13 protein-coding genes are annotated in these 12981 nt (G+C 45.5%); 2 read left to right on the top strand and 11 right to left on the bottom strand.

The genetic code is table 11. The features are described from left to right. Window positions 1-207: 207 nt before the first annotated feature. Window positions 208-618, top strand: coding sequence for a secondary thiamine-phosphate synthase enzyme YjbQ (locus tag H509_RS0115835; RefSeq protein WP_028545935.1), 411 nt, complete (start codon window positions 208-210; stop codon window positions 616-618). 63 nt (window positions 619-681) lie between these two features. On the opposite strand, the gene H509_RS0115830 is transcribed toward H509_RS0115835, so the two are convergent. From H509_RS0115830 to H509_RS0115810, 5 genes are all read right to left on the bottom strand, one after another. Beyond that, window positions 682-1383, bottom strand: a complete 702-nt coding sequence (locus tag H509_RS0115830) for a hypothetical protein (protein WP_028545934.1) — start codon at window positions 1381-1383, stop codon at window positions 682-684. A gap of 261 nt (window positions 1384-1644) precedes the next feature. Beyond that, the gene (locus tag H509_RS25600; protein ID WP_036697914.1) at window positions 1645-1965 is read right to left on the bottom strand and encodes a LysM peptidoglycan-binding domain-containing protein; all 321 of its coding nucleotides are present in this window, start codon (window positions 1963-1965) and stop codon (window positions 1645-1647) included. A gap of 235 nt (window positions 1966-2200) precedes the next feature. Beyond that, a complete protein-coding gene (locus tag H509_RS0115820; protein WP_028545933.1) occupies window positions 2201-2806 on the bottom strand; it encodes a TetR/AcrR family transcriptional regulator in 606 nt (201 codons plus the stop codon). 11 nt (window positions 2807-2817) lie between these two features. Further along, window positions 2818-3450 (bottom strand): YigZ family protein, encoded by a 633-nt coding sequence (locus tag H509_RS0115815; protein WP_028545932.1) that lies wholly within the window; start codon window positions 3448-3450, stop codon window positions 2818-2820. A 135-nt stretch (window positions 3451-3585) separates the two neighbouring features. Further along, window positions 3586-4941: a glucose-6-phosphate isomerase gene (locus H509_RS0115810; protein ID WP_028545931.1), complete on the bottom strand. Its 1356-nt coding sequence runs from the start codon at window positions 4939-4941 to the stop codon at window positions 3586-3588. Window positions 4942-5206: 265 nt separating this feature from the next. Here H509_RS0115810 and H509_RS0115805 point away from each other — a divergent pair, with 265 nt between their 5' ends. Further along, entirely contained in the window at window positions 5207-6115 is a 909-nt protein-coding gene (locus tag H509_RS0115805) for an NAD(P)-dependent oxidoreductase (RefSeq protein WP_028545930.1), read from the top strand. 112 nt (window positions 6116-6227) lie between these two features. On the opposite strand, the gene H509_RS0115800 is transcribed toward H509_RS0115805, so the two are convergent. From H509_RS0115800 to H509_RS0115775, 6 genes are all read right to left on the bottom strand, one after another. Then, window positions 6228-6788, bottom strand: coding sequence for a GNAT family N-acetyltransferase (locus H509_RS0115800; protein WP_051287245.1), 561 nt, complete (start codon window positions 6786-6788; stop codon window positions 6228-6230). 105 nt (window positions 6789-6893) lie between these two features. After that, window positions 6894-7211, bottom strand: coding sequence for a pyrimidine/purine nucleoside phosphorylase (ppnP, locus tag H509_RS0115795; RefSeq protein ID WP_028545928.1), 318 nt, complete (start codon window positions 7209-7211; stop codon window positions 6894-6896). Window positions 7212-7279: 68 nt separating this feature from the next. Further along, on the bottom strand, window positions 7280-9298 hold the full coding sequence (gene tkt, locus H509_RS0115790; RefSeq protein ID WP_028545927.1) for a transketolase: 2019 nt from the start codon (window positions 9296-9298) through the stop codon (window positions 7280-7282). Window positions 9299-9863: 565 nt separating this feature from the next. Next, window positions 9864-10532 carry a serine/threonine-protein kinase gene (locus tag H509_RS0115785; protein ID WP_051287242.1) on the bottom strand — a complete coding sequence of 223 codons (669 nt, stop codon included), beginning with the start codon at window positions 10530-10532 and terminating at the stop codon, window positions 9864-9866. 277 nt (window positions 10533-10809) lie between these two features. After that, on the bottom strand, window positions 10810-11715 hold the full coding sequence (gene purU / locus H509_RS0115780) for a formyltetrahydrofolate deformylase (protein ID WP_051287241.1): 906 nt from the start codon (window positions 11713-11715) through the stop codon (window positions 10810-10812). A gap of 72 nt (window positions 11716-11787) precedes the next feature. Next, a complete protein-coding gene (locus tag H509_RS0115775; RefSeq protein ID WP_028545924.1) occupies window positions 11788-12909 on the bottom strand; it encodes a deoxyribonuclease IV in 1122 nt (373 codons plus the stop codon). Window positions 12910-12981 lie beyond the last annotated feature (72 nt).

The raw sequence follows: 12981 nt of genomic DNA, 5'->3' as shown, positions 1-12981 counted from the left end.
AAATTTTAATAATTCCTACTTGTTTACTTGGTGTTTATTTTAAAATACTTTACCAAATGTTAGTACGTCCGTCAATACTTTAATTTAACGTTCTGTACGTTATCCGACATCCTTATTATGGGTTCTTTCACCCGTATATGTCATGCTGGCTATAAGAGCAACTTTGCATTTAATGACACGTCTAACATAGGAGGGAGGGGAATCAACATGCTTCATACGATAAAGCTTCGCACTTTACAGCGAGATGATATGATCGAATTAACAAAGCAAATATCGACCATTGTGCGCAGCGCAGGTATGGTTAGCGGTATAGCTATAGTGTACTGCCCACATACAACAGCAGGCATTACGATTAATGAAAATGCAGATCCTGACGTTAAACACGACGTTCTGATGCGACTTGACGAATGCTACCCTTGGAAACACGCGAAGTACAGGCACGCTGAAGGTAATTCTGCCGCACACTTAAAAGCCATCACGGTAGGCAGCTCCCAAACTATTATCATCCACGAGGGCGAGCTGCTGCTCGGAACTTGGCAAGGCATCTACTTCTGCGAATTTGACGGACCTCGTGAACGACAATGTATCGTTCGTTTAATCCCTGATGCAATCAACTAGCTAGACACAGTTAAAAATATAAATGCACCTGCCAAAGACAGGTGCATTTCATGTGTTCATGTATTATAGAAAGGGGGCTTGGCCAATCAGGATTGCATGTGAATCATCCGCCATACGATGAAAACCCGTAATGCGGTTCGCCTCATCAATGGCAACTACATAGCTCGTATTAGTCGCCTTGTCCCAAAACATAAAGCGTCCTCTTATCCACTCACGGCGGTTAATTCGCACTAAAGACTCGTCCTTCACCTTAAAATGCTTAAATAGAAACAAACGCGCCTTTTGCTCTGCTAAGGCGTCTGCTAAGGTGGGGGATGGACTTTTCCACCTGTAATGCCTAACACTATCCTTTCGGATAACACCTAACGCGTACACTTTGTTGGTACTGCAATCAATTTCAGCAAATATACCGTTTACATCCTGCCCTACTGTTGCTGCTTGAGGTGTTACACGGCCGATAATCGTAACCATATCGTCTGCTGTTTGACCGAGCAGTCCATAAGGCTTTAAATTCTTACTTAAACCATAAGACAAATGTAGCTGGTCTTGTGCCATAGAAATATGTAAATATTGTTCCATGCCTTCCACAACTACATGTTTAAGCTGAGCTTTATCCAGACTATGTTCCTTTTGAACGTCCGCAATAAGCCTCTTAACTTCCAGCAGCTTCTCCTCTGTCTGCCGCCCACAGCCAAGCAGTACAAACATGAAACTGACCGCTAGGATGCCACGCAGTATGTTTTTCCAGTTATGTGTATACTGCATGGCTGCTCCTCCTATGACCCACTCCTACTATATTAAAATAGGGCAAGCTGTTCCCTTAATTCTGACCTACATCGCATGTACATTCAACTTACATTATTGCAAGATTAACGACTTGCCGCTGTGACGATCTGAACTGCTGTCACACGATTTGGCTTCCTGCACAGCAAAAAAGCATCTGCTTACGCACAATAACTGTACGTAAACACATGCTTCATATTGTATATAGAAGACTGGCTGCCAACGTCTCTTCATGTGTAAGGGTCACACGTGTTGGCTTTTGAGTTGAGCTACTTCTCGTTGAAGCTGATGTACTTGTCGCTCCAGTACCGACACTCTTCGTTCCAAAGAAAAACCATCTGGTAATGGAGGTGGAACAGGCTGCCCCCCGCCAGGAATAAACGGTGGAACGGGACTTACCGGAATCGGTATAGCACTGCCTGTAGGTACTCTAACGACCTGTCCGGGGTACACAATATCATTTAAAGTTAAACCATTCACCTGCGCCAAATAGGCTGGAGAAACACCATAACGACTGGCAATCGTATATATGGAATCCCCTGGTCGCACTACATATTCAATCATATTAGCTGTCCTCCCCACTCACGCTGTACCCAGTCGCTTCACAATAGCATTGCGGTATCACACTAAACTTTGACCATAGTAAAGTACGAGCATACAACATGACCTGCTGTATCATCCGCAATTCGGTGCAGCTCTAGTGTCGCTAATTGCACTGGGCTAATGCCAGCATATGTGGTCTGATAGCTAAACGTGTACGCTACCATTGCCTATTTGTAAGGAACACGGGAGAAGTTCCTTATGCAGATTGTGCTGCTTCTTCGACCGCTTTCATACAGAGGAAACGAACGTGTGCAGTTGCGGCTGGCTTAACATCTTCAAAAGTGACCTGATCTTGAATGTAATAAGAAATAAATCCATGCATTGCTAAAAACAAACTTCGTGGGATGTTGTGTCGGTCATGCTCCGACAACCTATGCGAACTTAGGGATTGACGAACAATTGTAGAGAACATCTCAAAGCAACGACTTTGCTCCGTACGAGCATATGCGAGCAATTCCTCATCCCGTGTCATAAACATAATCTCATAATGATGAGGATGATTAAGCCCATAGCTCATAAACTCAAGCATTACCTGTTCAAGCTTTGACATGCCATCATTTGGCGCTTGATTGAGAACACGCTCAAACAAACGACCAAGACGTCTAAAATCTTCTTGAACTAACGCATAAAAGAGCTCTGCTTTATCTTTAAAATGATAGTAGAGTGAACCGTGACTGTACCCAAGCTGCTGACCTATACTGCGCATCGAAATAGCTCGATACCCCTTTGTTACGAAAAGATGTCTGGCTACCTCTAATATACGCTCACGCGACAACTCCTGATCTACTGCTTTTCTTGGCATGGCGGTTCTCCTTATTGTCCCTCAATATAATATACAAGGTCTCCCTTCCTGATAGCCGCTTGACCTTGCGTCAAGTCAGTCATCCACGCCATAAAGGACTCGCTTTGCGACGCGACCGGTAAACATACCAAAGTCACTTTATCCGTAAATGTCGTATCTCCCATCCGTGTATCTCTATTTCTAAGTTCATTTTCTAGCTTGCCTAACCATGTATAATCGACTTCGACAAACACTTGCTGATGCAACACATTCACGATTGCTTCTGCACCCTCAATTGCAGCCACGGCACCATCCGTGTAAGCGCGAATAAGTCCCCCTGCACCGAGCATAATGCCGCCAAAGTAACGAGTAACGACGATTGCCACATCCTTTAAGCCCTGATTCTTCATTACTTCTAAAATAGGCTTGCCGGCCGTCCCGCTCGGTTCTCCATCATCGGATGCCTTCTGAATCTCATCACGCTCTCCGATCATGTAAGCCGAACAGTTATGAGTGGCATTCCAATGCTTCTTCTTGATCTCTTCTATAAATTCAAGCGCTTCTGCTTCGGTTTTTACCGGCTTGGCATAGCCGATAAAGCGCGACTTTTTGATTACAATCTCTTTGCTGCCAAATTGTCGCACCGTCTTGTAGCGTTCCAACAACAACATTCACCATCCACTTATTGCCAAGAAAGCAGTTCCCCATATTCGGTGAACTGCTTCCATCGGCAGAATGTATATCTAGGCTGTACGCGCTTATGCCGGTTCAACCGTCGTATGGCTACGTTCAGAATAAGTTTATTCAGCTAATCGTGATTCTAGCTCAGCTTTCTCTGCTTCATAGCCCGGTTTGCCAAGCAATGCAAACATATTCTTCTTATAGGCTTCTACACCTGGCTGATCAAACGGATTAACGCCAAGCAAGTATCCACTGATACCACAAGCTTTCTCGAAGAAGGTTACCAGGTAACCAAAGGAATAAGGTGTCATGTCCGGGATCGTCACGATCAAGTTCGGCACCTGCCCGTCTGTATGGGCGAGCATCGTTCCTTGAAAGGCCTTCTTGTTCACAAAGTCCATCGTCTTCCCTGCCAGGAAGTTCAAGCCATCCAAGTCTGCTGGATCTTCATTAATCGTAATGTGTTCTTTCACTTGATCCACTTGAATTATCGTCTCGAACAAGTTGCGTGCGCCTTCTTGGATAAATTGACCCATGGAATGTAAATCTGTCGAAAAGTCTACTGCGGCAGGATAAATACCTTTGTAATCCTTGCCTTCACTTTCTCCATACAGCTGCTTCCACCACTCGGATACAAAGTGCAACGAAGGCTCGTAATTCACCAATATCTCGATAGCTTTGCCTTTACGATAGAGTGCGTTACGAACAGCAGCGTACTGGTAGCTCAAGTTCTCGGCCACATTCGGATTGTTATACTCCGTAGCGGCTTCTTGAGCCCCTTTCATCATGTCATCGATATCAATTCCTGCAACCGCAATCGGCAGCAAACCTACCGGTGTTAATACGGAATAACGTCCGCCTACGTCGTCAGGAATAATAAACGTCTCGTATCCTTCTTCTGTAGACAGCTTCTTAAGAGCACCCTTCTCACGGTCAGTAGTCGCAAAGATACGAGTCTTCGCCTCTTCCTTACCGTATTTCTTCTCCAATGCATCCTTGAAAATACGGAACGCAATAGCGGGCTCTGTAGTCGTTCCCGACTTGGAGATCACGTTGATGGAGAAATCTTTGCCTTCAATCAATTGAAGCAAGTGTGTTACATATGTGGAGCTGATGTTATTACCAGCAAAGTAAATTTCAGGTGTATTACGCTTGTCCTTCGGCAGCATGTTATAGAACGAATGACCAAGCATCTCAATAGCAGCGCGGGCACCAAGGTAGGAACCGCCGATGCCGATAACAATCAGCACTTCGGAATTGTCCTGAATCCGCTTAGCCGCTTGTTTAATACGAGCAAATTCTTCTTTATCGTAATTAAAAGGCAGGTCGATCCAGCCTAAGTAATCAGAACCTGTACCCGTCTTGTTATGTAACTGCTCATGAGCGAGACGAATAGGCTCCGCAAAATAGTCGACTTCATGTTGCCCGACGAATGACAATGCTTTACTGTAGTCAAAATGTACTTTCTTAGACATTGTTCACCCTCCTATATAATTGGTTGACTTTGCCACTTTAACCCGCGAAAATCGATATAATTTTAGGATACTGGATTTCGACAGGAAACACAAGGGAACACCTTCCATTGTAAAGGTTTACATGATAAAACATATTTATTGCCTCGTCCCTCTACCTATATGAATACGCTATCACCCCGCTAAGCCGTTGGAATATGCTACAATATGAAGGGACATGATTTGTATGCTCTGAAATGCACAATATCATACGTAGAGGTGAACCGATATGAAGAAAGTTGCTGTCCTTGGCCTAGGCACAATGGGCGCTCCGATGGCGCTTAATTTGCTTAGCAAAGGATTTGATGTGACTGTATACAACCGGACAGCGGAAAAGGCAGTTCCTTTGCAGCAGCAAGGCGCTACCGTTGCGGCTACACCGCGTGAAGCTGTCTCGCAAGCACAAGTAGTCCTTACGATGGTCAGTGATGACACATCGATTATGAATATTTATGACGGCGAGGAAGGCATTTTGGCCGGCGTTCAGGCGGGCGCCATCGTGATCGACAGCAGCACGATCTCGCCTTCGCTTGTCAAGCGCCTTGCAATGGATTGCGAAGCGCGCGGCGCCAAGTTTCTTGATGCGCCGGTCACTGGAAGCAAGCCTGCGGCTGAAGCTGGTACGCTGTTGTTTATGATTGGCGGCGCGGCTGATACACTCGCAAGCGCCATGCCTGTTTTTGAGGCGATGGGCAGCCGTATGGTGCACATGGGGCCTACAGGAAGCGGTGCCATTACGAAGTTGGCGCATAATACGATCGTTGGTATTAATAACGTTGCTTTAGCAGAAGGCTTCTCGATTGTTTCAAAAGCAGGCGTTAATCCAACGGCATTCCTAGAGGTTGTCCGTAATGGCAGCGCGGGCAGTAAAGCAGCAGATTTAAAAGGCGAGAAAATAATCACCAGCAACTTCGACAACCAATTTTCATTGCAGCTCATGCTGAAAGACTTAAAACTTGCCTCTGTACTTACAGATACGATGCAATCCCCTACACCGCTGCTTGAGCTAGCCAAGAGCATTTTCCAAATGGGACAAACTTCTGGTTACGGCGAAGAAGATTTATGTGCGGTAGTAAAAGTATACGAGCAATGGATTGGCCAATCTATTAGCCAAGCTAATACCCAAACTAGTAACTAACCGAGGGACAGTTAATCGGGCATTCGATAAATGGTAAATATTTCACTATGCGGGAGTTGTGTCATATACCCGAGACGAACACTTTAGAATTGGGATATGGGACAGCTCCTTGCTAACTGGAATGTATGAAATAGATCATTTGATCCGTCCACTTGCCATGTTCGTAAATAAACGATTCACGAATACATTCAAATTTCATACCTACATGTTCCGCTAATTTAATAGAGACAACATTGTCGGTATTAATATGTGCTTCTATTCGCCGAAATTGTAAGGGGCCCATTGCTATCTGGAGAGCTGCCTGTACCGCCTCTTTGCCGTAGCCCTGATTCCAGTGCTGATTGTGCAGCATATACCCGATACGCCCCCATTGAAAATCGCCTCTTAACAACGTCGAAATATCGATATCACCAAGATGCGCCTGATCTTTTTGCCGAAACACACCAAACAAATATTCGTTATCTTCTGCCGCCAGTTGCTCATGTCTCTTAATCCACGAATCGAACCACTCTTGCGTACAGGCATTCATATCTAGTTTTCCCTCGTCGTACTTGTGCTGCGATGGCAATCGATTGTTATGTTGCTCAAGCCAGTCTGTATAATCTTCCCTTCTAAACGGTCTTATCGTGAGGCGACTCGTTGTCATCGCCACCTGCTGAAGCATGCCTGTCATCACCTCTCCTATATTAGGGTATGCACAATTAATTATGCTTCATGCAAAAAGCCCCCGTCCTGTCTATCAGCCAGGCGGGGACTTTCAAATTTCATGTGAAGAGGTTTATTCTGGGATGTAGGAACAGCAATAATCCGTTACGGCATGCACAACTAACTTGAAGCTCGAACGAGCCGGTACTGTAAATTCACCTTGGCCGTCAATGTGAAGCCATTCGGTGTGCCCTGACAGCAGCACATCCAGTTTGCCCGCTGTAATGTCCATAATTTCTGCATTGTCCGTACCAAATTCGTACTCACCTGGCATCATAATACCTAATGTCTTTTTGGTGCCGTCTGGGAATATCACTGTACGACTAGTAACTTTACCCTCAAAATAAATGTTTGCCGCCTTTAGGACCGTAACCTGCTCAAATTGAGCGATTGCAAAATTTTGGGCTTGTGACATCGTTTCTCCTACTCCCCGTTATCCAATTTGAGATTTTGTTAAAATTACAAAAGCGCCTTAACACGTGCGACTACATTTTCAACCGTGAACCCATATTCACTCATAACACGATCACCCGGGGCCGAAGCACCAAATGTCGAGATAGCCAAAATATCACCCTGATCACCGACATAACGCTCCCATCCAAATGGAGACGCCATCTCAACAGCAAGGCGCGCTTTCACATCTGGCAACAGAACGGAATCCTTATACGCCTGTGATTGCTGCTCGAACAGATTCCAGCTCGGCATACTAATAACACGTACTTGTATACCTTCCTCAGCAAGAGCCTGCTGTGCGCGTACGGCCAGTTGTACTTCGGAGCCTGTTGCAATAATTTGTGCTTGCGGCTTACCGTTAGCCGCGTCAGCCACAACATACGCCCCGCGGGTAATACCAGCACGCGCACCTTCTGGGGTTGCTTCGAGAATCGGCAAGTTTTGACGGGTCAGCACAAGCACGACCGGACTGTTTGTATTCTCCATTGCATATGCCCACGCAGCAGACGTTTCATTTCCATCAGCAGGACGAATAACCGTTAAGCCCGGAATAATTCGTACCGAAGCAAGCTGCTCGATCGGCTCGTGTGTCGGTCCGTCTTCACCAACTGCAATACTATCATGGGTCAAGACGTAAGTAACTGGTAATCCCATTAAAGCAGACAAACGTACGGCTGGACGCAAGTAATCCGTAAATACAAAGAACGTACCTCCAAATACTTTCACACCGCCATGTAAAGCCATGCCGTTCATCGCCGCAGCCATTGCAAATTCACGCACACCAAAGTACAAGTTACGTCCTTCGTATTGGCCAGGACGGAAGGATGGAAGATCGTTTAAGTGTGTCATCGTCGAGCTTTCCAAATCCGCTGAACCCCCCGTCAAAAACGGAATGTTCTTCGCCAGACCATTCAGCGCGTTGCCAGACGCAACCCGTGTTGATAGTGCTTTGTCTGTGGAAGCATACACCGGCAATGCAGCATCCCAATTGTCAGGCAGTTTGCCGCTAATCGCTGTATTAAACTGGGCAGCAAGCTCTGGATAAGCTTGAGCGTATTGCTCAAACTGCTTGTCCCAAGTCTCATTAGCCTGGATTCCCTTTTGCTTCACTACTGTTTCAAAGTGAGTGTACACTTCTTCTGGAACAAAGAAATCCTCATGTCCCCACTGGTAGAACTCTTTGGTTAACTTAGCTTCATCCGCACCAAGTGGCGAACCATGTGTGCCGCCGTGCCCACCTTTACCTTGCTTATTCGGACTGCCATAGCCGATAACCGTCTTCACTTCAATCAGCGTAGGTTTGCTTGTATCCTGCTTGGCTGTGTTCACAGCCGCTTCGATTGCAGCAGAATCATTGCCATCCTCAACGAGCAGCGTCTGCCAACCGTATGCCTCAAACCGCTGACGTACATTTTCACTAAATGAGAGGTTTGCTTCGCCATCTAGTGTTATATCATTGGAGTCGTACAATACGACTAATTTACCTAATTTCAAATGGCCTGCAAGCGAAGCTGCTTCACTAGCAACACCTTCCATAAGGTCACCATCACCGCAGATTGCATATGTGAAGTGATCCACCACGTTAAAGTGGTCGCGATTGTACGTCGCGCCTAGTTGTGCTTCTGCCATTGCCATCCCTACCGCCATCGCAATCCCTTGACCAAGCGGACCCGTTGTCGCATCAACACCTGCCGTATGTCCAAACTCTGGATGGCCTGGCGTCTTGCTTCCCCATTGGCGGAAATTTTTAATTTCATCTAAAGGAAGATCGTAACCGCTCAGATGCAGCAAGCTGTATAACAACATGGAGCCGTGACCTGCAGATAATACAAAACGATCCCGGTTAATCCATGTCGGATTAGTCGGGTTATGTGTCATCGCTTTGGCAAACAGGTGGTACCCCATTGGTGCGGCACCCATTGGCATACCTGGATGTCCGGATTTCGCTTTCTCAATTGCATCGATCGCCAAAGTACGGATAGAAGCGATGGAAAGTTGATCGATGTTTAATGGCGTTGCTGTCATTGCTGATTTCCTCCCTCTCTATGTACAAGCTGAAAAAAATGCATATGATGTATATCACTCACACTCAGCTTGTCTACTGCATTTTGCATTATTGTACCATTTGTTCGTATACTATGCTACTTCAACGTAATAAAAAATGATCCTACAACATCACATCATGATGTCCCTTACACTTTCAATGAGAACGATACATCTTTGAACTCCGATATCGCTCCAGACGTCTAGTTCCCTTATCAATTCAATTGTATTCGTAATGATCATTAAACTACAAAGAGGTTCACTGACGAAGCGCAGCTCAGCTGTTAAACACATCGCTAAAAACGAAGCAGATGCGGACATCTATTGTATGCCCTTTTTTGAGATGATTTAGGCGAGGATGTGCTAAAATTGCAGGTACAAGTCAAATAAGCCGAGGTGTTGTGATGCAGACCAAAACATCTGACATAACAAAAACACCCCAGCTCCTTTATGCTGTCTTTCAGTTTATTTACCGGTTAAAATAAATTCGTACCGGTCTTAGAAATAGGCGGCCTTATCATTGTAAGTGGCAGCACGCATCTATAAACTACAGATCTATGGACTTGTTTTTTCGTTGTTTACGAATACGTTGATAGCCTTTGCGAAGCCCCTCCAGCACAAAGGCAGGTAATCGAAATGTCCACCTTAGCAGCAGGGGTCTATACACCCATTGATACACACGTTTCATGTCACGCCATAATCGGTCAGGGCCTTCCAGCAAAAAGTCAGAAACGTCTACGACTGAGCCGCGACCGTTATCGTTTAATATATTTTTACCATGAATATCTCTTGGGTTCAGCCCTTTAGCTCTTGCATAAATAAGCGCCTCATCCACATCTGAAATGACAGAAGGGGGTATAGGGATACCTTGCAGCAAGCAATCATACAATGTAATTCCTCGCAGCCGTCGTAATATTAAGTAGTTATGCCCCACACCTAAACATTCGGAAAAGGCCGGATGAATACCTAGCATACGATATACCTCGGCCTCCCCAGTTAAGCCAGGCCGTCCTTCTGCATATACTTTAACGACCCATTCACTGTCATGACTATTAGCAAACACAGCCGCATAATTACCAGTACCTAACAGTATCCACGGTTCAGGCACATGTTTCACCACTACCGGATCATCTGGGGATTCACTATATATAATTAGATCAGGTAATAGCTTACTCTCTACCCATGCAGCCAAATCTCTTGATTTATCATGGTTCATATGAGTTCACACCCGTCGTTCATAACCTATCTATCACATCATTCACTATAGCAGTATACGATAGATATCGCTAGTTGCTTTTCATTCAGTACATTTCGACAGCTATTTTGGTAAAATGGTCTGCTCTCCTTGATTCAACTCGTAACAACGCTAATCTGTAAACGACACCTGTATTTTTATTCCACATCATACGATTGCGTATTAACGTATAAAAGCTGCCCTCCTTTTGCAAGAGGACAGCTTCTACTATTAAACACACCTATGACCTAAATAACGTCTAATTAAAAACAACTGTTTTGTTCTGATAGACGAGTATGCGATCCTCAACGTGCCAATGAACAGCTCGCGCCAGTACAACCCGCTCAATCGTGCGTCCGATCCGCTTTAATTCATTTACATCTGCCCGATGGGTCACACGGCCTACGTCCTGTTCAATAATCGGACCACCGTCCAACTCTTCCGTCACATAATGTGCAGTCGCCCCTATCAGCTTAACCCCGCGCCCATAGGCTTGATGGTAGGGTTTACCGCCGACAAATGCCGGCAAAAACGAATGATGAATGTTAATCATCTGATTCTGATACTTTTCTATGAAGCGTGGCGGAATAATCTGCATGTAACGAGCCAAGATAATAACATCTGCCTGACCGTTTACTAGATCGAGCTGCTTTTGCTCAGCCTCCTGCTTCGTATCAGGTGTAACTGGAATATAGTGATACGGAATCCCAAACGACTCCACATACTCACGCATATCGTTATGGTTGCTCACAACCATCGCAATGTCGGCATCCAAATCACCCGCCTGCCATTGCCAGATCAGTTCTAGCAAGCAATGATCTTCTTTTGATACAAAAATGGCAAGACGCTTCTTCTCGCTTACACGAGAGATACGCCACTCCATCTGGAACTCACCTGCAATGGAAGCAAAATCTTGCTTCACTTGGGGCAGACGATCCTGCAAATGGTCCATATCAAACTCTATTCGCATAAAGAACATGCCACCGTCTGGATCCATCGTATATTGGTCTGATTGAACGATGTTAGCACCATGCTCATACAAAAATTGAGATACAGTGGCAACGATGCCCGCACGATCCGGGCAGGAAATCAGCATCCGTGCGCGATGCACTGACAGGTTGTCCGCGATTGCACGGTTATGGGTTATCGTGTGTTGGTGTGTCATAAGCTCCCCTCCCTCTATCTATAAACCATCACTAAATTGAAAATCGGTTGATTTGCTGTGTAATTGTGCGCTTTACTTTAAAGCGTCCGTTCCAGCTAGCCATACTGTAAGCCGCTGGTTCACCTGCTCCTCAGCCAGATCAGGCAACAATCCCGCTGCCATAACTTGATCATACAAACGCTCCAATGGCTCACGCGGATCGGCCTTTTTAGCCTTAGCATCATTTTTAAGCAAATTCCACGTATCTAGTATGAACCCACGACGATCTATACCTTCGTTAACGAAGAAATGGCTCAAACGTTCAACATCCTCAATAAACGTATCTCCAAACCGCTCCTTCACGTTACCGCGGAGAAGTGCAATCTCAGCTTCATACATCGGGCGCTGCTTTTTCGAATCTTTACCGATCCACGGGGTCTCCAAAATGAACGGCCGGCCTTGCAGTCCTTGGTGCTGCACCACGTTGTTTATGCCGTTAAACCCGATCCACCCTGATCCAACCGGTGCATGGCGGTCCTTGCTTGCTCCAGCTGGATTTTTACTGTCATTTAAGTGAACGACCGCTATACGATCAAGGCCTACTAGCCGATCAAACTGCTCCAATACCCCGTCCAAATCGTTTACAATATCATAGCCAGCGTCATGAATATGGCACGTATCCATACATACCGTCAGACGATTGTTTAACTCTACCTTGTCTATAATTGCTGCAAGTTCCTCGAAACTCCGGCCTATCTCTGTGCCTTTGCCAGCCATCGTCTCCAGTGCAATATTAACGTCAGTTTCGCTCGTATTTCTGAGCACTTCATTTAATCCCTCTGCGATCCGGTTGATGCCAAATTCCGCATCCTTGTCCGTATAAGCGCCTGGGTGAAGTACGATGTTTCTCACCCCAATATGATGCGTGCGCCGAATTTCTTCTTGCAAGAAATTTACCGCCAGTTCGAACGTATCCGGTTTGTATGATCCGAGGTTGATAATGTACGGTGCGTGTACAACGATTTCATCCACACCATTTTTATTCATCAATTCCTTGCCTTCTTCTATATATAACGTATCAATAGGCTTACGACGCGTATTTTGCGGAGCGCCGGTATATATCATAAATGAGCTCGAACCATAGGTGGCAGCTTCTGTAGCTGCGCTTAACAAACCTTTGTCCGAAAACGAAACGTGTGATCCGATCTTTAACATAGTACAGCTCCCTTCAATTAATGTCCCTTATTTTACAGGTAATATCGAAATAAATCTAGGAATGCGGTATAA

This window comes from Paenibacillus taiwanensis DSM 18679, from assembly GCF_000425125.1.
Taxonomy (GTDB): Bacteria; Bacillota; Bacilli; order Paenibacillales; family Paenibacillaceae; genus Paenibacillus_B; species Paenibacillus_B taiwanensis.
This window is presented reverse-complemented; position numbering and strand designations above follow the sequence as displayed.